At 63.9% G+C, this 25,077-nt stretch carries 29 protein-coding genes; 17 read left to right on the top strand and 12 right to left on the bottom strand.

Annotation, left to right across the window (positions count from 1 at the left end; translation table 11 throughout):
• Positions 1–2 precede the first annotated feature (2 nt).
• The 3 genes from NKG99_RS08525 to NKG99_RS08515 are packed head-to-tail and all read left to right on the top strand — an operon-like array spanning position 3 to position 1,882.
• Complete coding sequence (locus NKG99_RS08525) at positions 3–440, top strand: DUF3052 domain-containing protein (RefSeq protein ID WP_352866263.1); 438 nt, start codon at positions 3–5, stop codon at positions 438–440.
• Positions 440–1,219, top strand: a complete 780-nt coding sequence (locus tag NKG99_RS08520) for a succinate dehydrogenase iron-sulfur subunit (protein ID WP_352866260.1) — start codon at positions 440–442, stop codon at positions 1,217–1,219. Before NKG99_RS08525 ends, NKG99_RS08520 begins: the two co-directional genes overlap by 1 nt.
• Positions 1,220–1,252: 33 nt before the next feature.
• Positions 1,253–1,882, top strand: a complete 630-nt coding sequence (locus tag NKG99_RS08515; protein ID WP_352866259.1) for a YceH family protein — start codon at positions 1,253–1,255, stop codon at positions 1,880–1,882.
• A 55-nt stretch (positions 1,883–1,937) separates the two neighbouring features.
• Here the strand turns inward: NKG99_RS08515 and NKG99_RS08510 are convergent, their stop codons facing one another.
• Positions 1,938–2,363 (bottom strand): OsmC family protein, encoded by a 426-nt coding sequence (locus tag NKG99_RS08510; RefSeq protein WP_352866257.1) that lies wholly within the window; start codon positions 2,361–2,363, stop codon positions 1,938–1,940.
• A gap of 229 nt (positions 2,364–2,592) precedes the next feature.
• Here NKG99_RS08510 and NKG99_RS08505 point away from each other — a divergent pair, with 229 nt between their 5' ends.
• The 3 genes from NKG99_RS08505 to NKG99_RS08495 all read left to right on the top strand — a co-directional run bounded on the left by NKG99_RS08505 (position 2,593) and on the right by NKG99_RS08495 (position 3,840).
• Positions 2,593–2,820, top strand: a complete 228-nt coding sequence (locus NKG99_RS08505; protein WP_352866256.1) for a hypothetical protein — start codon at positions 2,593–2,595, stop codon at positions 2,818–2,820.
• Positions 2,817–3,173, top strand: coding sequence for a YciI family protein (locus NKG99_RS08500; protein ID WP_352866253.1), 357 nt, complete (start codon positions 2,817–2,819; stop codon positions 3,171–3,173). Before NKG99_RS08505 ends, NKG99_RS08500 begins: the two co-directional genes overlap by 4 nt.
• A 139-nt stretch (positions 3,174–3,312) precedes the next feature.
• The gene (locus NKG99_RS08495) at positions 3,313–3,840 is read left to right on the top strand and encodes a hypothetical protein (protein WP_352866251.1); all 528 of its coding nucleotides are present in this window, start codon (positions 3,313–3,315) and stop codon (positions 3,838–3,840) included.
• Positions 3,841–3,849: 9 nt separating this feature from the next.
• On the opposite strand, the gene NKG99_RS08490 is transcribed toward NKG99_RS08495, so the two are convergent.
• On the bottom strand, positions 3,850–5,127 hold the full coding sequence (locus NKG99_RS08490) for a ubiquinone biosynthesis hydroxylase (protein WP_352866594.1): 1,278 nt from the start codon (positions 5,125–5,127) through the stop codon (positions 3,850–3,852).
• 99 nt (positions 5,128–5,226) lie between these two features.
• Between NKG99_RS08490 and tesB the strand changes: the two genes are divergently transcribed.
• The 6 genes from tesB (at position 5,227) to NKG99_RS08460 (ending at position 12,942) form a co-directional block, all read left to right on the top strand.
• Positions 5,227–6,102: an acyl-CoA thioesterase II gene (tesB, locus tag NKG99_RS08485; protein ID WP_352866249.1), complete on the top strand. Its 876-nt coding sequence runs from the start codon at positions 5,227–5,229 to the stop codon at positions 6,100–6,102.
• A gap of 217 nt (positions 6,103–6,319) precedes the next feature.
• The gene (locus tag NKG99_RS08480; RefSeq protein ID WP_013528889.1) at positions 6,320–6,658 is read left to right on the top strand and encodes a P-II family nitrogen regulator; all 339 of its coding nucleotides are present in this window, start codon (positions 6,320–6,322) and stop codon (positions 6,656–6,658) included.
• A gap of 32 nt (positions 6,659–6,690) precedes the next feature.
• The gene (locus NKG99_RS08475) at positions 6,691–8,046 is read left to right on the top strand and encodes an ammonium transporter (protein ID WP_502910892.1); all 1,356 of its coding nucleotides are present in this window, start codon (positions 6,691–6,693) and stop codon (positions 8,044–8,046) included.
• 426 nt (positions 8,047–8,472) lie between these two features.
• Positions 8,473–11,127 carry a DNA translocase FtsK gene (locus NKG99_RS08470; protein WP_352866248.1) on the top strand — a complete coding sequence of 885 codons (2,655 nt, stop codon included), beginning with the start codon at positions 8,473–8,475 and terminating at the stop codon, positions 11,125–11,127.
• Positions 11,128–11,279: 152 nt separating this feature from the next.
• The gene (locus tag NKG99_RS08465; protein ID WP_352866246.1) at positions 11,280–11,963 is read left to right on the top strand and encodes an outer membrane lipoprotein carrier protein LolA; all 684 of its coding nucleotides are present in this window, start codon (positions 11,280–11,282) and stop codon (positions 11,961–11,963) included.
• Between the two features lie 172 nt (positions 11,964–12,135).
• Positions 12,136–12,942, top strand: a complete 807-nt coding sequence (locus tag NKG99_RS08460; protein ID WP_352866244.1) for an exodeoxyribonuclease III — start codon at positions 12,136–12,138, stop codon at positions 12,940–12,942.
• 49 nt (positions 12,943–12,991) lie between these two features.
• Here the strand turns inward: NKG99_RS08460 and NKG99_RS08455 are convergent, their stop codons facing one another.
• The 3 genes from NKG99_RS08455 to NKG99_RS08445 all read right to left on the bottom strand — a co-directional run bounded on the left by NKG99_RS08455 (position 12,992) and on the right by NKG99_RS08445 (position 15,609).
• Complete coding sequence (locus tag NKG99_RS08455; RefSeq protein ID WP_352866242.1) at positions 12,992–14,086, bottom strand: glycosyltransferase family 9 protein; 1,095 nt, start codon at positions 14,084–14,086, stop codon at positions 12,992–12,994.
• A gap of 262 nt (positions 14,087–14,348) precedes the next feature.
• Entirely contained in the window at positions 14,349–14,804 is a 456-nt protein-coding gene (locus NKG99_RS08450) for a Crp/Fnr family transcriptional regulator (RefSeq protein WP_352866241.1), read from the bottom strand.
• Positions 14,805–14,925: 121 nt separating this feature from the next.
• On the bottom strand, positions 14,926–15,609 hold the full coding sequence (locus NKG99_RS08445; RefSeq protein ID WP_352866240.1) for a response regulator transcription factor: 684 nt from the start codon (positions 15,607–15,609) through the stop codon (positions 14,926–14,928).
• Positions 15,610–15,753: 144 nt separating this feature from the next.
• On the opposite strand from NKG99_RS08445, the gene NKG99_RS08440 reads away from it, so the two are divergent.
• Positions 15,754–16,290 carry a L,D-transpeptidase family protein gene (locus NKG99_RS08440; RefSeq protein WP_352866590.1) on the top strand — a complete coding sequence of 179 codons (537 nt, stop codon included), beginning with the start codon at positions 15,754–15,756 and terminating at the stop codon, positions 16,288–16,290.
• 102 nt (positions 16,291–16,392) lie between these two features.
• Here the strand turns inward: NKG99_RS08440 and NKG99_RS08435 are convergent, their stop codons facing one another.
• On the bottom strand, positions 16,393–16,644 hold the full coding sequence (locus tag NKG99_RS08435) for a hypothetical protein (RefSeq protein ID WP_352866238.1): 252 nt from the start codon (positions 16,642–16,644) through the stop codon (positions 16,393–16,395).
• 130 nt (positions 16,645–16,774) lie between these two features.
• On the opposite strand from NKG99_RS08435, the gene gcvA reads away from it, so the two are divergent.
• Positions 16,775–17,695, top strand: a complete 921-nt coding sequence (gene gcvA, locus NKG99_RS08430) for a transcriptional regulator GcvA (protein WP_352866237.1) — start codon at positions 16,775–16,777, stop codon at positions 17,693–17,695.
• Positions 17,696–17,706: 11 nt separating this feature from the next.
• Here gcvA and NKG99_RS08425 read toward each other — a convergent pair whose 3' ends face one another.
• The 6 genes from NKG99_RS08425 to tsaD are packed head-to-tail and all read right to left on the bottom strand — an operon-like array spanning position 17,707 to position 21,735.
• Positions 17,707–18,123, bottom strand: a complete 417-nt coding sequence (locus NKG99_RS08425; protein WP_352866236.1) for a DUF1761 domain-containing protein — start codon at positions 18,121–18,123, stop codon at positions 17,707–17,709.
• 52 nt (positions 18,124–18,175) lie between these two features.
• Entirely contained in the window at positions 18,176–18,874 is a 699-nt protein-coding gene (locus NKG99_RS08420; protein WP_352866235.1) for a class I SAM-dependent methyltransferase, read from the bottom strand.
• On the bottom strand, positions 18,829–19,254 hold the full coding sequence (locus tag NKG99_RS08415) for an EVE domain-containing protein (protein ID WP_352866234.1): 426 nt from the start codon (positions 19,252–19,254) through the stop codon (positions 18,829–18,831). Before NKG99_RS08415 ends, NKG99_RS08420 begins: the two co-directional genes overlap by 46 nt.
• 42 nt (positions 19,255–19,296) lie before the next feature.
• Positions 19,297–19,593 (bottom strand): YciI-like protein, encoded by a 297-nt coding sequence (locus NKG99_RS08410; protein ID WP_352866232.1) that lies wholly within the window; start codon positions 19,591–19,593, stop codon positions 19,297–19,299.
• Positions 19,594–19,630: 37 nt separating this feature from the next.
• Positions 19,631–20,653: an NAD(P)H-dependent glycerol-3-phosphate dehydrogenase gene (locus tag NKG99_RS08405; protein WP_352866230.1), complete on the bottom strand. Its 1,023-nt coding sequence runs from the start codon at positions 20,651–20,653 to the stop codon at positions 19,631–19,633.
• A complete protein-coding gene (tsaD, locus tag NKG99_RS08400) occupies positions 20,650–21,735 on the bottom strand; it encodes a tRNA (adenosine(37)-N6)-threonylcarbamoyltransferase complex transferase subunit TsaD (RefSeq protein ID WP_352866587.1) in 1,086 nt (361 codons plus the stop codon). Before tsaD ends, NKG99_RS08405 begins: the two co-directional genes overlap by 4 nt.
• A 100-nt stretch (positions 21,736–21,835) precedes the next feature.
• Between tsaD and hemC the strand changes: the two genes are divergently transcribed.
• The 3 genes from hemC to NKG99_RS08385 all read left to right on the top strand — a co-directional run bounded on the left by hemC (position 21,836) and on the right by NKG99_RS08385 (position 25,077).
• Positions 21,836–22,762, top strand: coding sequence for a hydroxymethylbilane synthase (gene hemC / locus NKG99_RS08395; protein ID WP_352866228.1), 927 nt, complete (start codon positions 21,836–21,838; stop codon positions 22,760–22,762).
• A 1-nt stretch (position 22,763) separates the two neighbouring features.
• Complete coding sequence (locus NKG99_RS08390) at positions 22,764–23,480, top strand: uroporphyrinogen-III synthase (protein ID WP_352866227.1); 717 nt, start codon at positions 22,764–22,766, stop codon at positions 23,478–23,480.
• 109 nt (positions 23,481–23,589) lie between these two features.
• Entirely contained in the window at positions 23,590–25,077 is a 1,488-nt protein-coding gene (locus tag NKG99_RS08385; RefSeq protein WP_352866226.1) for a COG4223 family protein, read from the top strand.

Genomic DNA, 25,077 nt, shown 5'->3' with positions numbered 1-25,077 from the left:
CGATGGCGCCGACGGCCGCGGGATATTCCGACACGCCCCTTCCGGCCAAGCTCGGCCTGAAGGACGGCATGACCGCCGCCTTCATCGCGCTCCCCCACGACCTTGACGATCTCATGGAAGCCGCGAATTTCTCTTCAGTCGACCGGCTGGCCGATTGGTCGCGGATTTCAGGCATTCGGCTGAAATATGACGCCGTCCATGCCTTCACCCGGCAGCGTGCCGAGATCGAGGATCGCCTCGGTGATGTCGAGGCGGCGATCAAGCGCGACGGCATGGTCTGGGTATCCTGGCCTAAAAAGGCATCGAAGGTGGCTACCGACGTCACCGAAGGCGTCGTTCGCGCCGAGGCGCTGAAGCGCGACCTTGTCGACGTGAAGGTGGCCGCCGTCAATGAAATCTGGTCCGGGCTGAAGCTCGTCATCCGAAAGGACCTGAGGTAATGGTCGAACTGACGCTTCCCAAGAACTCGAAGATCCAGCAGGGCAAGACCTGGCCGAGGCCGGAAGGCGCCACCAATCTGCGCGAATACCGCATCTACCGCTGGTCGCCGGACGATGACGAGAACCCGCGCATCGACACCTATTTCGTCGACATGGACGATTGCGGGCCGATGGTGCTCGACGCGCTGCTGTGGATCAAGAACAAGATCGACCCGACGCTGACCTTGCGCCGCTCCTGCCGAGAGGGCATTTGCGGCTCCTGCGCCATGAATATCGACGGCTCCAACACGCTGGCCTGCACCAAGGGCTGCGACGACATTTCCGGCGCCGTCAAGGTCTACCCGCTGCCGCATATGCAGGTGGTCAAGGACCTGGTGCCCGACCTCACCAATTTCTACGCCCAGCACGCCTCGATCCAGCCATGGCTGAAGACGGTGTCGCCGGAGCCGGCCAAGGAATGGCTGCAAAGCCATGAGGACCGGGAGAAGCTCGACGGGCTCTACGAGTGCATATTGTGTGCCTGCTGCTCGACCTCGTGCCCAAGCTACTGGTGGAACGGCGACCGCTATCTCGGCCCGGCAACGCTTTTGCAGGCCTATCGCTGGCTGATCGATAGCCGCGACGAGGCCAAGGGCGAGCGGCTCGACGATCTCGAGGATCCATTCCGGCTCTATCGCTGCCACACCATCATGAACTGCGCGCAGACCTGCCCCAAGGGCCTCAACCCGGCCAAGGCGATCGCCGAGATCAAGAAGATGATGGTGGAGAGAAGGGTCTAGGCGGCAGGTTGGTTGCCGGCGCGAACAAATCCAATGAGCGATGATCTTCCCATCCTTTCCCCCGTCGAAGTCCGTGTGCTCGGCTGCCTGATCGAGAAGAAGGAGCTGACGCCGGATGTCTATCCGCTGACGCTCAATTCAGCACTGGCCGCCGCCAACCAGAAGACGGCGCGCGAGCCGGTGATGGCGCTGGAGCAGGCCGAGGTGCACCGGGGGCTGAAGCTGCTCGAACAAAAGGGGCTGGTGCGGCAGATGTTCGGTTCGCGCGTCGAGCGCTACGAGCACCAGATGGCGCAGCGCTTCTCGCTGACCACGCCGCAGACCGCTTTGATCGGCCTGCTGTTGCTGCGCGGGCCGCAGACGGCACATGAACTGCTGGCGCGGAGCGAGCGCATGGCGCGGTTCTCATCGATCGAAGATCTGCGCGCCGAGCTCGATATGCTGATCGGCCGCCGACCGCCGCTCATCCAGGAAATCCCGCGCGGACCAGGCCAGCGCGAGGACCGCTACGTGCATCTCCTCAGCGGCCCGGTGGACGTTGCAGCCCTTTCGGTACAGCGGAGCGCGTCGGTCCTGCCTGCTTCCGACCTGGAGGCGCGGTTGGAGGCGCTGGAGCAGGAAGTCGCCGCACTTCGCGCCAGGTTGGACGCGCTGGGCGCGTAGGCCCCGGCGCGCGCCTGAGCGTTCGCGCCGGGTCTTCACACCGGATGCGGCGTTGTCAGCCGAGCCTGGCGTCGAGCGATACGTTGATGGCGCCGAGCGCTTTCGAGACCGGGCATCCAGCCTTGGCCTTTTCGGCCAACTCCCCAAACTTCGCCGCATCGATGCCCGGCACCTTGCCGACCACGGTGAGGGCGCTGCCGGTGATACCGGTGCCTGGAACCAGCGTCACCACCGCCTTGGCGTCGAGTTCCGTGGCGGGCGTGCCGTTCTCGGCCAAGAAATGCGAGAACTGCATGGCAAAGCAGCCGGCGTGTGCGGCGGCGATCAGCTCTTCCGGATTGGTGCCGGATTTGCCGTTCTCGTCCTCGAAGCGCGCCTTGAACGAATAGGGCGTGCCCTTCAGGGTTCCGCTCTGCGTGTCGAGCGTGCCCGTGCCCTCTTTCAGATTGCCTTTCCAGACGGCGTTTGCTGTGCGGTCCATGAAGTCCTCCTTGGTTTCGTGGCTGGGGTCGTCGTTGCTCGTTGCCTGGGTGAACCGGCGTCCAGTCAACTATAGCGCGCGCCGACGCGAAGGCCACTGCGCTCTTTGAACCGCTGCGTGGGTGGTGGCCAAATTCTTGTCGAAAAAATGCGCGTGCAAAAATGTCGACTTTGGTCTGCCTCGCCCGTCCTGCGGGCGGCCACGGATTTGTGGCCGGATGGAGGCTCGCATGGACAATCTGTTTTTCGCACTGTGGAAAGGCGCAGGCCGCAAGACCTGCCGACCGGAAGACTTCTGGCTGCACCCGCCGGCGTCCGGCTTTGGCCGACTTCTGGCGGCGGTTGCCATCATCGGGATCGCGGCATGCCTTCTTGACCATGTGGCGGCGGTCAAGGGCAATGCTGACACCTTCGCCGCCGCATCCTATGGTTCGACGCAGCAAGGGAGCTGGAAATGAAATATGTCTGCCTGGTCTATGGTGAGGAAAAGGACCTCCATGCCATGACGCCGGAGCGTCTGGCCAAGCTCGATGCCGATTCGATGGCTCATGACCGTTCGCTGGATCAGCGTGGGATACTGATCGTCGCCCAGGCGCTTCAATCGGTGAAAAATTCGAAGACCCTTCGCAGGCGCAAGGGCAAGAGCCTGATCACCGACGGCCCGTTCGCCGAAACCAAGGAGCAATTGCTCGGCTTCGTCATGATCGAGGCTGATAATCTTGACCAGGCGCTGGAGATCGCCGCCGAGATTCCGCTGGCCGAAATCGGAACTATCGAGGTGCGCGCGATCTACGATGTGCCGGGATCGTAGAGCCCTGCCATGCATTGCGGCCACGTGAACCAGGCGTTCGGTTGAGCCAACGTCCTGGTACATGGTCGTGCGCAACGTTTGCGTGTTGAAGCAATGCCGGAGTTCTCCTATCGTCGCCGGGATTTTGGGGGGATGCGGCATGCCGTTCTTGATTGCTATTTTTGGCGTGTTGGGCGCGGCGGCGTTCTGGTGGTATCGAATGAAGGCGATGAACGATGCGGCTCGCGAGGTCGCGGACGTCGTCGGGCGCGTGCAAGGCAACATCCGCCGCAAGAAGCTGCGCAAACAGGCGGCCCTGTCGCCGTTGACGGCGATCGACGATCCGGTGGTGGCCGCGGCGACGCTGATCACCGCCATCGTCTCCGAGAATGGGCCTATCCTGCCGCAGCGCGAGGCCGTCATTCGCGCGGTGATTTCCGAGATCGCCGACAAGAAGAAAACGGACGAAGCGGTGGTCTACGCCAAATGGGCGGCGGCACAGATCGACGACACCACTGTTGTCATCGACAAGCTGGCGCCGTTCCTGCGCGAACGCCTCGATGTCGCCGAGCGAAACGACCTGCTGCGGATGGTCAACCGCGCCGCTCAAGGCGGCGAGAAACGCCTCGAGATATCCGACCAGCGCATACTGCGGCTGCGGCAGAAGCTGGGCTTCGAGGTGAACTGAGGACGGCGCTCAGATCGCCTCGCCCTTCAACAATCGAGGCGTGCTAGCGGACAGGCCCGATGCCTGGCGGATAAAAAACTCCTTCAGGCGCGGCATGCGTTCGACCAAGCCGAGGCCGATGTCGCGGACGGTGCGCAGCGGGCCGATGTCGTTGGAAAACAGCCGGTTCAGCACATCGGTCGTGATGCCCATCTGCACCGTGTCGAAGCGGCGCCATTGCTGGTAGCGTTCGAGCACGTCGAGCGCGCCGATGTCCTGGCCGAGCCGGTCGGCCTCGACGATCACCTCGGCAAGTGCGGCGACATCCTTGAAGCCGAGATTGAGACCCTGGCCGGCGATCGGGTGGATGCCGTGGGCGGCGTCACCGGCGAGCGCGATGCGGGGTGCTACGAAGGCACGCGCGATGGTGAGGCCGAGCGGCCAGGCGCGCGGCTTGTCGGCAACGCGGATTTCGCCGAGCTTCAGGCTGAAGCGCTGCTCGAGTTCGTGCTCGAAGACGAGGTCGTCGCCGGCCACCAGCTTCTCGGCATCTTGCGTGCGCTCGACCCAGACGATCGACGAGCGGTTCGTGCCGTCCTCACCAGGCTTCAGCGGCAGAGTGGCGAAGGGGCCGGCCGGCAGGAAATGTTCTTCGGCGCGGCCATTGTGCGGGCGTTCATGCGCAACCGTGCAGACGATGCCGGACTGGCCGTATTCCCATTTCACCGTCTTGATGCCGGCCATGTCGCGCAGCTTGGAGTTGACGCCGTCGGCGGCGACCAGCAGCCGCGCCTTCAGCGTCGCGCCGTCGGCGAGATGCACGGTGATGCCGGCGCCGTTGGTTTCCAACCCCTGTACCGCGACGCCCTCGATGATGTCGATGCCGAGTTTTTCGGCGCGGGCCCGCAAGGCACCGTTCAGAACCTTGTTGGCGACCATATGCGCAAAGGGCTCGCCCGGCGCCACTTCGCCGTCGAAGGTCAGGAAGACCGGACGCACCGGATCGGAGGTGCGCGAATCGGTGATGATCATCTCGGTGATCGCCTGCGCCTGCGGCGCGATTTCGGCCCACACGCCGAGCTGGTCGAGCATGCGGCAGGCGGCGGCGGCAATGGCCGAAGCGCGGCCATCCCTTTGCCAGACGCCAGCGGGCGCGGCATCGACGAGAGCGATGGCGAGACCCGGGCGCGCCTGCTTCAACGACACGGCGCTGGCCAGGCCGACATAGCCGGCGCCGGCGACCAGAACATCGAGCCCGGACTTTGTTTTCGCGCTTGGCCTGGTTTTAGCGTCCGCCTTGCGTTCCATCATCTTCGCTCCTTGCGCGCCGGCCGGGTCTTCAACCCTTGACTGCATGTCCGTCCTGTCGGAAACCGCCATAACACTTCCGCGGCGAGGGCGAGAAATATGACGGCAGCCATGGACGAGCTTCTCGGCATTCTCGACCTCGAGAAGCTGGAACACAATCTGTATCGTGGTCGCAGCCCCCTGCTCGACTGGCAGCGCGTTTTCGGCGGCCAGACCATCGCGCAGGCGCTGGTCGCGGCGCAGCGAACCGTCGATCCCGATCGCCACGTGCATTCGCTGCACGGCTATTTCATGCGGCCCGGCGACACCAAGGTGCCGATCGTCTACGAGGTCGACCGCATCCGTGACGGCGGCTCCTTCACCACGAGGCGCGTGGTGGCGATCCAGCACGGCCAGGCGATCTTTTCGCTGGAAGCGTCGTTCCAGCAAGACGAGGTCGGTCTCGAGCACCAGGTGCCGATGCCGCAAGATATTCCGGGGCCAGACACCTTGCTGTCGCAGCGCGAATTGCTGGGCAAATTCGGCGAGGCTGTGCCCGAAGGCATCAAACGTTACTGGGACCGCGACCGGCCGATCGAGATGAAGCCGGTGATGCTGAAGCATTACACCAGCCGCGAAAAGCTGGAGCCGAAGCAGAACATCTGGATCCGCACCACCGGTCCGGTGCCGGCGGATCGCGCCATCCAGTCGGCGGTGCTCGCCTATCTCTCCGACATGACGCTGCTCGACACGTCGACCTTCGCGCATGGCCGCGCCATTTTCGATCGTGACATCCAGGCGGCGAGCCTCGACCATGCCATGTGGTTCCACCGCGGCCACGCGCTCGACGACTGGATGCTCTACACGCAGGACAGCCCGTCGACACAGGGCTCGCGCGGCTTCACGCGCGGGTCGCTGTTTGCCCGCGACGGCACGCTGATCGCCTCGGTTGCGCAGGAAGGGCTGATCCGGCTCAAGCGATCGCCTGCAGAGTAGGCATTTTGCGAAAATTGCCTAATTTTTAAGCAGATGCTTCGCCGCAGCTGTGGGCAGGTTGCATCGCGACACTTCCCAATCTCTTTGTTTACAACGGGTTAACCCCCTGCTTCGGCACTTGGCACGGAGCTTGAATCCTCGTGGGCACTCTCCGGCTCTTTGGGATCGGTGAAGTCGTACAAACGCGGGGGACCGCAACAGCAAAGGGTGAAACCTTATGAAAATCGTGATGGCAATCATCAAGCCGTTCAAGCTCGACGAGGTACGCGAAGCGCTTACCGCCGTCGGCATCCAGGGCCTGACCGTCACCGAAGTCAAAGGCTACGGGCGTCAGAAAGGGCATACGGAAATCTATCGCGGGGCGGAATACGCGGTCAGCTTCCTGCCGAAGATCAAGATCGAAGTCGCGGTTAGTGCCGACATGGTCGACAAGGCCGTCGAAGCCATCACCGCCGCCGCCAAGACCGGCCAGATCGGCGACGGCAAGATCTTCGTTTTCGGCATCGATCAGGCGGTGCGCATTCGCACCGGCGAAACAGACACCGACGCACTCTGAGCGGCGAACACGTATTCCAAATGGAGAGTTCAATGAATATTCCTTCCACCTTGAAGACGACGGGACGCGCCGCCCTCTTGGGCACGCTCGCTCTCGCGGCATTGGGCACGGTCGCCGCCTTCGCGCAGGAAGCGGCTCCCGCCGCCGCCGCGGCCGCGCCGGCTGCTGCCCCGACCCCGGTGCTCGACACCGGCAACACCGCCTGGATGCTGACCTCGACGGCGCTCGTGCTGATGATGACCGTCCCGGGTCTGGCGCTGTTCTACGGCGGCATGGTGCGCAAGAAGAACGTGCTCGCCACCATCATGCAGAGCTTTGCCATCACCTGTCTGGTGACGGTGCTGTGGTTCATGTTTGGCTATTCGCTGGCCTTCTCCGACGGCGGCGGCATGAACAGCTATCTCGGCGGCACCTCGAAATTCTTCCATAACGGCATCACCACTGCTTCGCTGTGGCTGCCAGGCGTCGCGAACATTCCTGAATTCGTCTTCTCGATGTTCCAGATGACCTTCGCCATCATCACCCCGGCGCTGATTGCCGGCGCCTTTGCCGAGCGCTTTAGATTCTCGGCGCTGCTGATCTTCATGGCGCTGTGGCTGCTCGTCGTCTACGTGCCGATCGCGCATTGGGTCTGGGGTGGCGGCTTCCTCGGCACGGCTGGCGTGCTCGACTTTGCCGGCGGCACGGTCGTCCACATCAATGCCGGTGTCGCGGGTCTCGTCTGCGCACTGGTTCTCGGCAAGCGCGAAGGCTACGGCACCACCAACATGGCGCCGCACAACCTAGTCTATTCGGTGATCGGTGCTTCGCTACTGTGGGTCGGCTGGTTCGGCTTCAACGCCGGTTCGGAACTGGCCGCGGACGGCCTTGCCGGCGCTGCCATGCTCAACACCCAGGTCGCTACCGCAGCCGCGGCGCTCGCCTGGATGTTTGCCGAATGGATCGTCGCCAAGAAGCCTTCGGTGCTCGGCATCATCTCGGGTGCGGTTGCCGGCCTCGTGGCGGTGACGCCTGCTTCCGGCTTCGTCAACCCGACCGGCGCCTTCATCGTCGGCATCGTTGCCGGCGTCGTGTGCTATCTCTCGGCGGTCAAGGTCAAGCACATGTTCGGCTATGACGACTCGCTCGATGCCTTCGGCGTACATGGCGTCGGCGGTGTGATCGGCGCCCTGCTCACCGGCGTGCTCGCCGACCCGGCGATCAACAGCCTCGGTGCAGGTGCTTCGCTCGGCAAGCAGATCTACGGCGTTGCCGTCACCATCGTGTGGACGGCTATTGCCACCTTCGTGATCCTCTACATCGTCAAGGCGCTGGTCGGCCTGCGTCCGACGACCCAGGAAGAGGTCGAAGGCCTCGACATCTCCCAGCATGGCGAAGTGGTGCCGTAAGGCCAGCTTAGCCGCGGGGCCGGTAGAACCTCCTCCCGCCGGCCCCAAGAATCCCGTCGTGACGCTCCCGAAAGGAGTTTCACGCATTGAGGCCCGGATCATTTCCGGGCCTCTTTTTTGGCAAACCGTTCCGGCAAGGCGTGTTTGGCGCAATCACGTGATCAAGATTTTTCAGGAACCGTCGACCGTATCGGTTCCGAACTGTGGGGACGATCGTCGTTCTGAACGGCCACCGTCAGGACCGCGGCGATCAGGATCCGCAGGCCGAGGTCCGGCATTCGAAGCGGCTCAACCGGTGGTAACGAGGTTTGATCACCTCAACCCCTTATAGTTAATGCGCCCTTAACCTTCCCGCCGATAGTCTGAGACCCGAATCTGCCGGAGTGCGCCACGCACCCGGCGAGTCCATGACAGACGGGGAAGAGCATGCGTTCAGGGGCTTCAGCACCGCTCGCGCTGGCCGATACGGGGCACGGCATCCAGGCGTTCGCGCGGCGTCAGGTCGGGCGGCTGGTCGGCGCCGGGCTGTTCGCGCTCACCGCCTTTGGCGTCGCCAGCCTTGCCACCTGGAACGTCGCCGATCCGAGCTTTTCCCACGCGACGAACAGCCCCGTCACCAACGCCATGGGCTATGCCGGTGCCGTGTTCTCCGACCTCGCCATGCAATTCTTCGGTCTTGCTGCCGTCGCGGCGCTGGTCCCGACGGTCATATGGGGGTTCCTGCTGTTTTCCGCGCGCGGCGTCGACAGGCTGCCCAAACGCGGGCTGTCCTGGTTCGGCTTCGCCCTGCTGGCCGCTGCAATGGCGGGCTGCGTGGTGCCGCCCAAGACCTGGCCACTGCCCACCGGCCTCGGCGGCGTGTTCGGCGACATGGTGCTGAAGATCCCCAGCATCGTCATCGGCGGCTATCCGACCGGGCTGATCGCCAGCATCATCGCCATCCTGCTGGCCGCACCCGCGCTGTGGCTCTTCGCCCATGGCTCGGCGCTGATCGGACGCAAGAACGGCTTTGCCGTCATGGAGGCCGGGCCCGCCGCCGATCCGCGTGAGGACGACCTTCTGTTCGACAATGACGAGGACGAAGGCGACGAGGGCATCCTGGCGCTCGGGGCAATTACTCATTGGTGGCTCTCGTTCCGCGCGTGGATGCACCGCCGCGCCGTGCGCCGCAGGCAGGAGCGCGACGAGTACGAGCCGGAGATGGAACAGCGCTCCACCGCCTGGCGGCGCGCCGCCGAACGGGTCGAATCGGCCGAGTTCGCCGAATTGCGAATGAGCCCGGATGGCCGCGCCCGCGTCGAGCCCGAATTCTTCGCCGCCATGGTCAATGACCGAGGCGCCTCGCTCGATCCCGACGATGCCGATATCTTCGAAGCCGACGACGACATGGATTTCGAGCCGGAACAGGAGCCCGTCAGGCGCGGTACCGCCAAGGTCCAGCCGTTCCGCTCCGATGCCGCCACCCGCGTCGAGGCACCGGCACCGCGCCCTGCTCCGGGCGCCCGCGTGCAGCGCGAGGCGCAGACATCGCTGATCGGCTCGGAAAAATTCGAAATGCCGTCGCTGCATTTCCTCTCCGAGCCGAAGAACGTGGTGCGCGACGCCAGCCTGTCCAAGGATGCGCTGGAGCAGAATGCGCGCTTGCTCGAAGGCGTACTGGAGGATTTCGGCGTCAAGGGTGAGATCATCGCCGTCCGTCCCGGTCCGGTGGTCACGCTCTATGAGCTCGAGCCGGCGCCCGGTATCAAATCGTCGCGCGTTATCGGCCTGTCCGACGACATCGCCCGCTCGATGAGCGCCATCGCCTGCCGCGTCGCCGTGGTGCCAGGCCGCAACGCCATCGGCATCGAACTGCCGAACGCCAAGCGCGAGACCGTATATCTGCGCGAGATTCTGGCCAGCCGTGATTTCGAGACGACCAAGGCCAAGCTGGCGCTGGCGCTGGGCAAGACCATCAATGGCGAGGCGGTCATCGTCGACATCGCCAAGATGCCGCACGTGCTGGTCGCCGGCACCACCGGCTCGGGCAAGTCGGTCGCCATCAACACCATGATCCTGTCGCTGCTCTACCGGCTGACGCCGCAGGATTGCCGGCTGATCATGATCGATCCGAAGATGCTGGAACTCTCGGTCTATGACGGCATCCCGCATCTGCTCACGCCCGTTGTCACCGATCCGAAGAAGGCGGTGGTGGCGCTGAAATGGACCGTGCGCGAGATGGAGGACCGCTACCGCAAGATGTCCAAGGTCGGAGTGCGCAACATCGACGGCTTCAATGCCCGCGTCAGCCAGGCCGACAAGAAAGGTGAAAAGATCTCACGCACCGTGCAGACCGGCTTCGACCGCCAGACCGGCGAGGCGATCTACGAGACCGAGAACCTCGATCTCGAGCCGATGCCCTATATCGTCGTCATTATCGACGAGATGGCCGACCTGATGATGGTCGCCGGCAAGGACATCGAGGGTGCCGTGCAGCGCCTGGCGCAGATGGCGCGCGCCGCCGGCATCCATGTCATCATGGCAACGCAGCGCCCGTCGGTCGACGTCATCACCGGCACCATCAAGGCCAATTTCCCGACCCGCATCTCCTTCCAGGTGACGTCGAAGATCGACAGCCGCACCATTCTGGGCGAGCAGGGCGCCGAGCAGCTGCTCGGCATGGGCGACATGCTCTACATGGCCGGCGGCGGCCGTATCCAGCGCGTGCACGGCCCGTTCGTCGCCGACGAAGAGGTCGAGAGGATCGTCGCGCATCTGAAGCTGCAGGGCGTGCCGGAATATCTCGACGCCATCACCGAGGATGACGGCGAGGACGACGACGAGCCGTCCGGCAAGGGCGGTTCCGGCGGCGGTGGCGGCAACAGCAATTTCGAGGATTCCGACGATCCTTACGATCAGGCGGTTTCCGTGGTGCTGCGCGACGGCAAGGCCTCGACGAGCTATATCCAGCGCCGGCTGGGCATCGGCTACAACCGCGCCGCCTCGATCATCGAGAAGATGGAGAAGGAAGGTATCGTCGGCCCGGCCAACCATGCCGGCAAGCGCGAGATCCTGGTGCCGACCGAAGAGGACAAGTTCTGACCAGAAGGCCTGACCCTTGTGACATCCCGGTCTCGCAACCTTGAACCTTTCAAGACGTTGAAGCGACTGAGGGACGCCCGACCCGCCAAACTTCAGCCTAACTGGGGGTCCAAGCACCAGAGCAACTCAGGAATCAGATGAGAGTGACCGACATGAGAAATGATCTTTCAGCACTCAGCAAATTTGCTCCCTCCCGGCGTCGGTTGCTGGGCCTCGGCTTGGCGTTCGCAGGGGCGGCAGTCTTCAACGCGGTGCCCGGCTTCCAGGTGCTGGCTTCGGCGCAGGCGGCCGTGCCGGCCGCGGCACAGAAGATCGCCGACCATTTTTCCTCGGTCAAATCGATGAGCGGCGAATTCGTTCAGTTCGGTCCCAAGGGCGAGCAAACCGGTGGCAAGTTCTTCCTCGAACGGCCGGGCAAGATTCGCTTCAACTATGACGGCTCTTCAAACTTCCGGGTGATTTCAGACGGCAAGTCGGTGGTCATCCTGAACAAGAGGCTCAACACGTCCGATCTCTATCCGCTGTCGAAGACGCCTTTGAAGCTGCTGCTCGACAACAGGATCGACCTCTCCGGCGACCGTGTCAAAAGCGTCAAGGAGGAGGATGACCTCACCACCATCCAGCTCGCCGACAAATCGGTGTTCGGCAATTCGAGGATCACGATGATGTTCGATCCGAAAACCTTCGATTTGCGACAGTGGACGATCACCGATGCGCAGGGCAAGGATACGACGGTGATGATCTTTAACACCAAGGAAGGCGTCAGCTTCGCGCCGGACACCTTTGCCATCGACTACACGGCGAACCGCGAACTCAACACCAACAAGCCGCGCTAGGACCAATCGCTCCAATAGCTGTGGAAAGCACCGGGCCGCGCCTTGTTGGGCGTTGCCCGGCTTGTCTTTGCGGCTTGTGGCTGGCAGTTTCCCAGACTGACTCCGTCAAAAGGCGTCTTCCCCGTCAGGGCCCACTGGTTCTGGCCGGCTGTACGCTGTCCTGGATTGCCAAATGCCCCTTTCCATCGCCACCTGGAACATCAACTCCGTTCGGCTGCGCATGCCGATCGTCGAACGCCTGCTTGTCGAGCATGCGCCCGACGTGCTCTGCCTGCAGGAAACCAAGGTTCCAGACGAGCTGTTTCCCGAAAAGGCCTTCCGCAAGCTCGGCTACGAGCACATCGCCTTCCATGGCCAGAAGGGCTATCACGGCGTCGCGACGGTAGCGCGGCGGCCGATCGAAGTGGTCGAGAAGCGACGCTTCTGCGAGATCGAGGACAGCCGGCATCTCTCGGTGAAGGTGCGGGCCGGCGGCAAGGCGATCCTGCTGCACAATTTCTACGTCCCGGCGGGCGGCGACGAACCGGATCCCGTCATCAACAGGAAGTTCAAGCACAAGCTCGATTTCGTCGCCGAGATGAATGCCATCCGGGCCGAGCATGACGAGGTGTCCGGCTCGGTGCTGGTCGGCGACCTCAACATCGCGCCGCTCGAACACGATGTCTGGTCGCACAAGCAATTGCTCAACGTGGTCAGCCACACACCGGTCGAGACGGAGAATTTCGAGGCCATGCGCCTCGCCGGCAACTGGGTCGACCTGATGCGGCTCAACGTGCCGCTTGAGCAGAAGCTCTACACCTGGTGGAGTTACCGCGCGCGGGATTGGGAAGCGTCGAACCGCGGCCGGCGGCTCGACCATGTCTGGTCGTCGCCAAATCTGGTGCCCAGCTTCTCCGGCTACGAGATCCTGCGCCTGGCGCGCGGCTGGGAGCGCCCGTCGGACCATGTGCCTGTCATCGCGCGGTTCGATCTGGATTAGGTGTGTCGATATTCAGGTGAGGCCTGCCTGACGCTGCGGCCAAACAAATTCAAACGGCGCGCCTCAAGTCCTTGTCTGTGTCAGTGTCCCGAAACTGCTGCGAAGGTAGGCCTTCTGTCTTGTCCGCGTGATCCAGCAGATTGGGATGGTCGCGGTGGCGCGTCGCCAGCATTCGCCGGGCCGCTTCTATGATCTTCGGCGCCGGGACATTGGCGACCAGGCCGGTTGGACTGGCATGGCGGGACTCGATCACGTCCACGTTGTTCGAAAGCGGCCTCCAACGGGCCATGTTGGCGCCGCCGCTGACGATAATCATCGGCGTCATCACCGTGGCCATGAGATGCGCGATACCGCCTTCGGCGCCAATGTAGAGATCGGCAAACTCTCCGAGCGCCAGCAGAACATCACTGACATCGACACCCTCGACCGTGCTGGTATCGAGAAGCCGCAGCTTCGGCACGCGTTGAGCCAGTTCAGCCATGTCCGGGCCGTCACCCGGGGTTTTCACATAGATAAGGTTCGCACCGTCGGCGATCATTCTGTCGGATACCGCGACAACCTGATCCGCGGTCAGTCGCTTGCCGCCGTCACCATGCGCCGCGATAATGATCAACGGAGCATGCTTGCCTTCCACCAGACCCCTGGCCGTCGCCCGCGCGGCCGGGGCGGGTTCCAGCCGGTGATCGAAAGGCAGCCGTCTGCCGGCAAGACGCTCGATGAGGCGGTGGTAGCGCCATGCATTGCGCTCGGGCCGTGCTTCGGGTTTCTGACCGGGGCGCCAGGAAAGTGCGAAGGCCGGAAAGTTGGCTTCATAGGCGATCCCGCGGCCGAGAAGCGAGCCCCAGGTCTGGATCAGCCAACGCCCCGAGATGCGAAAATCGACAACGGCCAACCGCTCCTTGCCCTTACGGTGGCTGGCCACGAGTTGCATCAGCGGCGTCCGGACATTGATGGCATCGACCAGATGGCCGGCATGGCGATTGAGGACATGTTCAAGGGTCGATGGCCCGGTGGTCCCGTAGACGATAAAGCTGTCGGGGAAAGCCGTTCTGGCGGCGCGCAGAGCCGGAATCCGGACCAGTCCGTCGCCGAACGCGTCGTTGCGGGCATACAGGATGATCGTCTCGTACCGAGCTGGCAGCATGCCTCGCTCCCCCGGGAGCCTGGTGGTGGCGGTGCCTGTTAAGCCGCCCGCCTTCGAGGGGTTCTGTAGGATTTCACCTCTGGCCTGTCAACGGAACCTCGGTCCTCGGGTCCGGGTAGCGGGATGACCGAACTGTCGGCTTTTCTCCCACTCGCCCCAGTGGCTGACAAAGGCATTATGAGCCTCGCCCCGTTCCGTCGCCATGAACAGCAGGTCATTTTCGGTAGCGCGTAAAAGCTGGAAGTCTATCTGCGCCTCCGCCTCAGCCGGAGAAGCGCGGCGCCAGCTTTTCGATGCGGCGGATCATCGCCTGGAAATCCTCCAGGATGCGCTGGTGCAACTGCACAGCCACTTCCGGGTATTCCTCCAGGATACGGCGGAACATCTTGCGGCTGAGCCGTATCACTTCCGAATCGATTTCGGCCGACGCGCTGGTCAGCCGGTTGGTGTCGGCGATCAATGCCAGTTCGCTCAGGATCGTGCCGGGGCCCGCCGTGCCTATCGGGATGCGTTCGCCATCATGCTCCCGATAGAGCACGATGCGGCCGCTGACCACGATATAGGCCGAATCGGCCTCGTCCTCCTCGCGGTAAAGCTTGTGGTTGGCACCCAGCCGGGTGTTCTCGGCGCCAAAGGCGAGCAGGCGCAATTGTTCCTGCGTGAAGCCCTCGAAGAGCCTCACGGCGGACAGGATGCGGATGTCGTCATCCAGCGCCATCTAGCTGTGTCCCCGAACGGTCAGTCCAATCCCTCCTTTGCGGGCAGATCCAGAAACCCCCTCCAACTGGATCGTACCCGAAAGCGGCCCCGCCCCGGCCGCTCATTGGATAATGAAATGTTTAAGGAACCAGCTTGTAGCCACCGCTTTCTGTCACAAGAATTTCAGCATTGGAAGGATCGCGCTCGATCTTCTGACGCAGCCGGTAGACATGGGTCTCCAGCGTGTGCGTGGTGACGCCGGAATTGTAGCCCCACACTTCCTCGAGCAGCACGTCGCGCGTCACCACCTTCTGGTCGGCGCGATAGAGATATTTGATGATCGAGGCCTCCTTCTCCGTCAGTCGCACCTTGGCGCCGCGCGGGTCGATCAGCAGTTTCTGGCTGGGCTTGAAGGTGTAGGGCCCAACCGAGAAGGTGGCGTCCTCGCTCTGCTCATGCTGGCGCAATTGCGCGCGGATGCGGGCGAGCAGCACGGCGAAGCGGAACGGCTTCGTCACATAGTCGTTGGCGCCGGCTTCAAGACCAAGAATCGTATCCGAATCGGTATCGTGGCCGGTGAGCATGATGATGGGCGCCTTGTAGCCGCCCTTGCGCAGGATCTTCACCGCTTCGCGGCCATCCATGTCGGGCAGCCCGACATCCATGATGAGCAGATCGATGAGGCCGCCGCGCGCGGCGGCGACACCTTTTGCCGCCGTCGATTCCTGCAGCACGTCGAATTCCTCGTAAAGGGACAATTGCTCGACCAGTGTGGCGCGCAAGTCGTCATCGTCGTCGACGATCAGAATGGTGCGTGAAGTCATGGATCAATCCGTTGTTTTGAAAAGAAAATTCAGTTGACCGCTGCCTGTTTATGCGGAAGCTGACCGGCACAACAGCCGATCACAGTGATTTGTTCCGTGGCACGATCATACAAGAAAAAACACGATCGCAATGCAGCCGGCGCAATTTTGCGAAAAGGGCTGCGCGTGCTCACCGTGCGCGCCAGGCCCGGCCATCCAAGCCAGGGCCTGCTGCAGGCCGGAAAAACGGTGTTTGCCTGCGCGCTGGGGCGGGGCGGTATCTCGGCCGACAAGCGCGAAGGCGACGGCGCGACGCCGCTGGCCTCGATGCGGATCCTATCGGGATATTTCCGGGGAGATCAGTTCTCCGGCGGCCGCAAGACCCGTCTGGCGATGACGGCGATCGGGCCTGATCTGGGCTGGTGCGAAGTGCCTGACGACCGCAACTATAACAGGCCGGTCAAGATTCCCTACGGCGCCAGCCACGAACGCATGCGGCGCGACGACCGGCTCTATGACGCCTGCCTGGTGCTCGACTGGAACCTGGCGCCACGCAGGCGCGGTCGCGGCAGCGCCATCTTTTTCCATCTGGCGCGCCCCGGCTTCACGCCGACGCAAGGCTGTGTGGCCGTGACGGCTCGAACGATGGCGCGGCTTCTGCCGCTGCTGTCGGATCGGACGGTGGTGAGGGTGGTGAGGTAGGGAGTAGGGAGTAGGGAGTAGGGAGTAGGGAGTAGGGAGTAGGGAGTAGGGAGTAGGGGCTACCCCGTCTGCGCTGACTTAATTTTCCCTACTGCCTACTGCCTACTGCCTATTCCCTGACCTTCGCGGCTGCTGCCAGCCGATGTCGAGAAGGCCGAGGCGGCCCATCTCGCGGTCCATGGCACGTGCGATGTCCTTGCGCCTTGCGCCAATGTCGCGCAGTTGCCGATCCGACAGGTCTTCGACGTTCTGGCGTGGGAGATTGATCGCGATCCGGGCGTGGCGCAGCCAGTCAAGGGCCTCGATCAGCCAGGCCGGACGGGGTGTCGATGAATTCAAAACGATGATGGACATGATGTGATCCGTTCTCTCCGGATATCAAATCCGGCTTGATGATGCCTCGATGGCTGGATCATGCCAGATTGAAATCGCTATGAGAAACGAGTAGTTTTCTCTTGATCATCAAGTTTTCTTTGAGGATACCATGGCTCGCCTGCTGCCCGGAACTCGCGCCTTGAGGACGCTGGAAGCAGCGGCCCGGCACCTCAATTTCACCCGTGCCGCCGATGAGCTGGGCCTGACGCCGGCCGCCGTCAGCCACCAGATCAAGGAAATCGAGGATCAGCTCGGGCTGGTGCTGTTTACGCGCACCAGCCGCACCATCCGGCTGACCGAGGCGGGCACGGTGCTGTTCGAGGCCTCGAACGATGCGCTCGACCTGCTTGGCCGCGCCGTTTCACGGGCGCAAAAGCTGACGCGCGGCACCGCGCTGCTGAAAGTGACTCTTGATGCACAGTTCGCGTCAAAATGGCTGATGCGGCGCGTCGACGATTTTCGCAAGCATCAGCCCCATATCGAGCTGAGATTCGACATCGCCTATGAAGTGCGGGATTTCGAACTCGACGACATCGATGTCGGCATCCGTTTTGGCGCCGGAAAATACCCGGGCCTTCGCGCCCACCGGCTCTTCGACAACATCCTCATTCCGGTATGCAGCCCGAGCCTGTTGACTTCCGGTCCGCCGTTGCGCGAGCCGCGCGATCTTTTCAATCACACGCTTGCCCATATCGAATGGTCGCGACAAGGCGTGACATGGCCGAACTGGCGCATGTGGATGGCGGCGGCAGGCATCAGCGATTTCGATGACAGCCGGACCGTGGTGTTCAAAAACTCCACCGATGCCGTCCAGGCAGCGCTCGACGGCAATGCCGTCGCACTCGCCGATTTCGCCATGGTGGCGAACGACCTTTCCCAGGGAAGGCTGGTGCAGCCTTTTGAACTCGGCCTGCGGGTGGCACCCGAGTTCGCCTATTTCCTGGTCTATCCCGAGAGTACCGCCGATGATCCGCGTATCATCGCCTTTCGCGAATGGATTCTCGAGGAAGTCGCCAAGACGCGGACCTGAAGGTCGTGGCGTCAGCTTGCCGCAGCGCCGAACCAGCCGATCACGGCGCCGATGATCAGCAGCACACCGAGCCAGTGGCCGCCGTCGATGAGGGTCAGGTCCCAGCCGAAATTCTCGTAGCGATGGTTGACCGAGAGCGTCGTGGCGACGAAGCCAAGCCAAAGCACGAAGCCGAAGACCAGCCCGGCGAGCAATGTCGGCTCGCCGCCGGTCATCGCGCCGACGACTAGGGCCATAATGTAGGCCATGACCAGTTCGGCGATGAAGCTGATGACGAAGGGCAGCGGCGTTTTTTTCATCGTGGCCGGATCAAGCTTGGCGGCTTTCAGCCACGGCTTGCTCAGGCCCATGTACCAGGCGGCGCCGAACAGCCATGCCAAGACAGCGGCGGCGATCACCGCCAGCCAGTTCACTGCTGAAAAATCCATGAGCTTCCCCCTCCAGATGCGGATGTGATGGAACGCCTGTTCGGCGATGGCGTCAAGCAAACCGCCAGACCGTCGTGCGCTTGACCAGCGAATCCTCCAATGCCCGCGTGACGGCCACCTCATAGATCGCAAGGGGTTCCAGCCCGGACTTCGGCATATACGACCGGCCGGGGTCGCCGACGAGTATCTCGGCGCCGCGCGCCTTCAGGGTTGAGAACCACGGCATCAGCCGGTCGGCGAAGGATTTGTCGTAGAAAACGTCGCCGGCCAGGATCACGTCCCAACCCGCATCGGTGCCGATGCAGTCCGTGCCGAGGAATTCGATCAAGACATCATTGGCCTCGCCATTCAGCCGGATCGCGGTCGCGCAGAACGGATCGATGTCGGTGGCGATCACCTTGGCAGCACCTGCCTTGGCCGCGGCAATGGCGACAAGGCCGGAGCCGGAGGCGAAGTCGAGGACGCGCTTGCCTCGCACCGTGCCGGGATTGTCCAGGACATAGCGGGCAAGGCCCTGGCCGCCGGCCCAGGCAAACGCCCAGAAGGGCGGCGGCAGGCCGATCTCGACCAGCTCATCCTCGGTCCGCTGCCACAGATCATGCGCCTCGTCGGCAAGATGAAGCAGTATTTCCGGCACATGCGGCGGCGCGATCAGCGCCGTGTTGTCGAGGATGAATTGTTTGGCGCTGTTCGGCGTCAGCGCCGTCACGGAGCAGGCGTCAGGCCGCCCATGCGGCAGACTTCCTTCCATTCGGCCGGCGTCACCGGCTGCACGGAAAGCCGTCCGAGCCGCACCAGCGCCATGTCGGCAAGTTTTGGATTGGCCTTGACCTCTTCCAGCGTTGGCGGGTTGGGCACATCCTGGACGGCGCGGATGTCGACGCATTCCCAACGTGGGTCATTCGACGTGGTGTCGGGATGGGCCAGCGCGCAGACCTCGGCGATGCCGACCACGTTCAGCCCCTCGTTGGAATGATAGAAGAAGCCGAGGTCGCCGATCCGCATCGCCTTCATGTTGTTGCGCGCGGCGTAGTTGCGCACGCCATCCCATTGCGTGCCGGCCTTTCCCTTGGCCTTCAGCGCCTCGAAGGAGAAGACCGAAGGTTCGGATTTGAACAACCAGTAGTTCATGTCTTTGCTCCTCCTTGCGGGTCATCCACCGGCGACCGGGAGTTAAGTAGCCGCCGGCTTGTTGAACGTCCAGTTCCACGGGCGGATTTCGACGCTCTCGAACAGGCCGGCCTTCGCGTACGGGTCGGCGGCCGACAAGGTCTGCGCACCCGCCATGTCGGGCGCCTCGACGACGACGAGGCTGCCGTTGGGCTTGCCTTCGGCGTCAAGGAACGGACCGGCGAAAGCCAGCTTCTTGTCGCCGTTCAGTTCTTCCAGGAAGGCGATATGCTCCGGCCGCGTGTCGAGACGCACCTGCACGCTTCCCGGCTTGTCCTTGCAAATCACAGCAAACAGCATGGTCTCTCTCCTGGTCGTTCGATCAAAATCGTGGGGATCAATCGTTGGTTTCGGTCTTCAGCGGCCGGGTCATCAAGGCCGTCACAGCCTGCCGGATGGTGATGGTGCCGTCCAGTATGGCGGCGACGGCGGCAATGATCGGCGCGTCGATGTTGCGCTCGGTGGCGATGCGGGCAGCGATCGCCGCCGTCGGCACGCCCTCGGCCAGCGGCAATCCGGAAAGCTCCTTGCCTTGTCCGAGCGCCAGCCCATAGGCGAAATTGCGCGACTGGGTCGACGAGCAGGTCAGCAACAGGTCGCCAAGGCCGGAAAGCCCCATCAAGGTCTCGGGCCTGGCGCCGAAGGCGGCACCGATGCGGCGCAGCTCGACAAAGCCGCGCGTCACCATGGCGGCCTGGGCGCTGGCGCCGAGACCGGCGCCGGTGACGGCACCCGCGGCAATGGCGAAGACGTTCTTCAAGGCGCCGCCGATCTCGACGCCGGTCAGGTCGTCGCTCGAATAACAGCGCAGGTTCTCGGCGGAAAAGCGGGCGGCGAGTTCGGCGGCCAAGGCCTCGTCGCGGGCGGCGACCACGACGGCCGTCGGTAGACCGCGCGCAACATCGGTGGCGAAGCTTGGACCCGACAGAGCGGCGACCGGGTTTTGCGGTAGGATTTCTTCGACAATCGCCGACAGCAAGGCGCCGGTATCGCTTTCGATGCCCTTGGCACAGAGAACGAGCGGGATACCGGCCGGTATATGGTCCTTCGCGGCGGCCAGGGTGGCCCGCAGCGACTGCGCCGGCGTCACCGCCAGCACACAATCGGCACCGTCGAGCGCGGCTTGGATGTTGTTCGTCGCCACGATGCCGACCTGGAGCGTAATGCCCGGCAGATAGCGTGGATTTTCGCCGCGGTCGATCGCGGCGACGGTCTCTGGGTCGCGCGCGTAAAGGCGGACGAAATGGCCGGCGCGAAGCATGGCCAGCGCCAAGGCAGTGCCCCAGGCCCCGCCGCCGAGCACGGCAACGCGCCAGCCGGTTGGCGCTGTGTCGTTGCCGCTCATTGCACCCTCGTTCATGCCTTTGCTCCGCGCCGGCCGGAGCCGACCATCGGGGTCGAGATGCTGTCCAGCGGCCAGCGCGAGCGCGGCACGAAATCGAAGCCGTTCTCCTGCGCCATGCCTTCACGCAGCCGCTCGATGCCGGCCCAGGCGATCATCGCCGCATTGTCGGTGCAAAGTTTTAGCGGCGGTGCGATGAAGGTGAAGCCGGACTCGGCGCACTGCCGCTCCAGCATCGCCTTGATCGTGTGGTTGGCGGCGACGCCGCCGGCGACGACCAGCGCTGGTGTCCTGGTGGCGGGAAAAGTCTCCCGAAAGCGCGTCAGCGCGCGAGAAACGCGGTCAGCCAGCGCGTCGGCGACGGCCGCCTGGAACGAGGCGCAGATGTCGGCGACGTCCTGGTCGCTCAAGGGCGCAATGGCGGTCGCCGCCTGGCGCACGGCGGTTTTCAGGCCGGAGAAGGAGAAGTCGGGCTGGGCCGAGCCCTTCATCGGACGTGGAAAGGCAAAGCGCGATGCGTTGCCGGCCTGCGCCGCCTTCTCGACATTCGGTCCGCCGGGATAGGGCAGGTCGAGCATCTTGGCCGTCTTGTCGAAGGCCTCGCCGAGCGCGTCGTCGATGGTGGTTGCCCAGCGCTGATAGTCGCCGACGCCGCGCACGGCGAGGATCTGCGTGTGGCCGCCGGAAACGAGCAGCAGCAGATAGGGGAAATCGAGCCCGTCGGTCAGCCGTGCCGTCAAGGCATGGCCTTCGAGGTGGTTGATGGCGATCAGCGGCTTGTTCGCGGCCGCGGCAATCGCCTTGGCCGTCATCAGCCCGACGATCAGCCCGCCGACCAGACCGGGACCGGCGGTGGCGGCAATCGCATCGATATCGGCCAGCGCCACGCCCGAATCGGCAAGCGCTGCCTCGATAATGCCATCCAGCGCCTCGACATGGGCGCGTGCCGCGATCTCCGGCACGACGCCGCCGAATGCGGCATGTTCCTCGATCTGGCTGAGCACGATGTTGGACAGGATTTTTGGCGCGGCATCGCCGTCCAGCACCACGACACTGGCGGCGGTCTCGTCACAACTCGTCTCAATGCCCAGAACGCGGATCAATTCGTCGCTGTCCCTAAAGATTGTATCATGAGGCTTTCCCCGTTAGGAGAAGCCCGGAAAAGCCTCGCTTGCCGGGGGTTATCACGGACCGCGCGCCATGCAAACAATCTTGAGAATCGGAACACGGGGCAGCCCGCTGGCGCTGGCACAGGCGCATGAAACGCAGGCGCGGTTGATGGCCGCGCACGGCATGCCTGCGGAAGCGCTCGAGGTCGTCGTCATTTCGACCACCGGTGACCGCATCCAGGACCGGCCGCTGTCGGAAGCCGGCGGCAAGGGCTTGTTCACCAAGGAGATCGAGGAGGCGCTGCTGGCGGGCCGGATCGACATCGCCGTGCATTCGTCGAAGGACATGCCGACGCAACTGCCCGACGGTCTCGAACTCTCGGCCTTCCTGCCGCGCGAGGACGCCCGCGATGCCTTTGTCGGCAAGGCCGCTAAGACGATCGCCGAACTGCCGCAGGGAGCGAAAGTCGGCTCGTCGTCGCTGCGGCGGCAGGCGCTGATCCGCCGCATGCGGCCCGATCTCGACGTGGTGATGTTCCGCGGCAATGTGCAGACGCGGCTGCGCAAGCTCGACGAAGGCGTCGCCGCTGGCACCATTCTCGCCTATGCGGGGTTGAAGCGGCTTGGGCTCGAGCATGTCGTCACCGACCTGATGCCGCTCGACATCTTTCCGCCGGCGCCGGGCCAAGGCGCGATCTGCATCGAAACTCGTATCGGCGACCGCGACGTCGAAAAGATGCTGGCGGCCATCCATGATGTTCCGACCGGCCAGGCGCTGGCCTGCGAGCGCGCCTTCCTGGCGGCGCTTGATGGTTCGTGCCGCACGCCGATCGCCGGCTACGCGGCGATCGAGGCCGGAAAACTGTCGTTCGCCGGACTGATCATCTCGCCCGACGGCGTGCAATCGCACACTGTCGAGCTGCAGGGACCGGCGCGGGATGCCGCCCGTGTCGGTGCCGAAGCAGCCCGGACAGTACGGGCCAAGGCCGGCGAAAAGTTCTTCGACGGCTGGCTCTGAAATGCTTCGCATCCTGGTGACGAGACCGGAACCCGGCGCCTCGCGCACAGCGCGGCAGCTTGAGAAGACAGGATTCCAGCCGATCCTTTTGCCCCTGACCGAAACGGTGGCGCTGCCGGTCGATGGCGGAGTGGTTCCACACGATGCCGTCGCCGTGGCCATCACCAGCGCCAATGCCGTGCGCCATGCCCCAAAAGAGCTGATAGCGGTACTCACAGCGTTGCCTTGCCATGCCGTCGGCGAAAGGACGGCGCAAGCCGCGCGCGAAGCAGGGTTTTTGTCGGTCAGCGAAGGCCCGGGCAATGCCGAAGCGCTTGCCGAGAGTCTTGCCGCGGATCACTCGGGCAAGACGATCGTCTATCTCTGTGGACGCGTGCGGTTTCCCGCATTCGAACGGGGGTTGGAGACGGCGGGCGTCCGGGTCCGTGCCGTCGAGACATATGACACATTCGCGGTGAGTTATTCGGACGAGGCCATTGTTGCGCTGTTGTCGGGCGAACCTGTCGATGCGGTGCTGTTCTATTCGGCCAAAGCGGCCGCCGCGCTACAGGTTTTGGCCAGGCGGCCTGCTCTGCAGGGGCTGTTTGAAAAGACATGGTTTTTCGCGCTTTCGGCGCGTATCGCGGCAGCCTTCGGCGATACCGCCCGTGAAAGGCTCCGCATTGCCGCGCAGCCTGACGAGGAAGCGCTGCTGGCACTTTTGCAGGCGCGGCTCTGAGCCGCGTCATCACACCGCCCCTTTTCACCGCTTGGTGATGTGCTAGACCCTTTCTGAACCATCATGCGCCGCAAGGCGTTGAGACGAAGCGAATTGTGCGGAGCCAGGCATGGTCAAGACGCCGAAGGTGCGACACTCGAAAAGCCGCCGCGAGCCGGTGACCATCGATCTGGAGCCGGGCGCCGTTTCACGCGTCGCCGATGAGGGCGCGGCCAGGGCTCAGACAGACGAGGCGAAGGCTGAGGAAGCAGAGAACGCTTCGCAGGCTGAGCTTCCCGAAGAGCCGGTGCATGCCGACCAGACCGACCTCGAGCCCTGGGAGCATGCCGATGCCAAGGCCGAATCGGAGCAGCCAGTGGCGGCGGGCAAGGGCGGCAGCGAGGCTGAGCTCCCCTATCCCGGATCGTCCGACGATCCCGGGTCGTCCGACGTGCCGGCCGACAAAACCAAAGCTTACGACTACAATTTCGAGGACGCATCGGCGAAGCCCCCACGGACCGGCGGCGACAAAGCCAAAACCGAGACACGGGACGAGAGAACGGCGCCGCCCCCGGCAAAGCGTGGCGGCTTCAACGGCATCGCCGCCGGCCTGCTCGGCGGCGTCATCGCGCTGGTTGGCGCCGGCGGGCTGCAATTTGCAGGCCTGCTCGGCGCGCCGGGCTCGGGCTCCAGTGTCTCGCTCGAGGGCGTCAATGGCGAGATCGCTTCGCTGAAGAGCGAAATCGCCGGTTTGAAGGAAGCTGGCGGCAACAGCGATGCGGCGGCCAAGGTGGTCGGGCTGTCCTCGGGCCTGGAGCAGGTCAAGGCCGATGTGGCGGCGCTGAAATCGGCGGTCGAAAAAGGTGGAGCAGGCGACACCGCCGGGCTCGCCGCACTGGGGGACAAGATCAAGCAGATCGAAACGGCGGTCGCGGCCCTTGGTAAGACAGGCGGCACGGCGCCGGTCGATCTCGGCCCGCTCAACGAAAAACTGGCTGGTCTCGACGCGCAGGTGAAATCCGCCGGCGAGGCGACGACGGCGCAGGATGGCCGGCTGACCGCACTGGAGCAGTCGGTGTCGCAGCTGGCCGGCAAGGTCGAGGCGGCGGCAGGACAGCCGAAGATCGCGCTCGCCATCGCCGCGTCGGCGCTCAAGGCAGCGCTTGACCGTGGCGCGCCGTTCTCGGCCGAACTCGAAACCTTTGCCGCGATTTCTCCAGACGCGCCGCAGCTTGCGACCTTGCGCCCCTACGCCGAAAAGGGCGTTCCGACCCGCGCCGAGATCGCATCGCAAGCGGATGCCGCCGCCAATGACATGGTCGGCGCGGCGACCCCTGTCGATGAGAGTGCCGGCTTCCTGCAGAACCTTTTGTCGAGCGCCGAATCGCTGGTCAAGGTCAGGCCAATCGGCGCTGTCGAAGGTGCTGGGGTGCCCGAAATCGTCGCGCGTATGGAGGCGGCGGTCAAACAGGGTGACTACGTCAAGGCACTCACTGAATACGACACGCTGCCGCAAGCCGCCAAGGCTGCAGGCGCCGACTTTGCCGGCAAACTGAAAGCGCGCGTCGAGATCGAAACCCAGGTCGACGCGCTGATTTCGGGCGCGATGAAGGCATGA

The organism is Mesorhizobium sp. M1409 (assembly GCF_040317535.1).
GTDB lineage: Bacteria > Pseudomonadota > Alphaproteobacteria > Rhizobiales > Rhizobiaceae > Mesorhizobium.
This window is presented reverse-complemented; position numbering and strand designations above follow the sequence as displayed.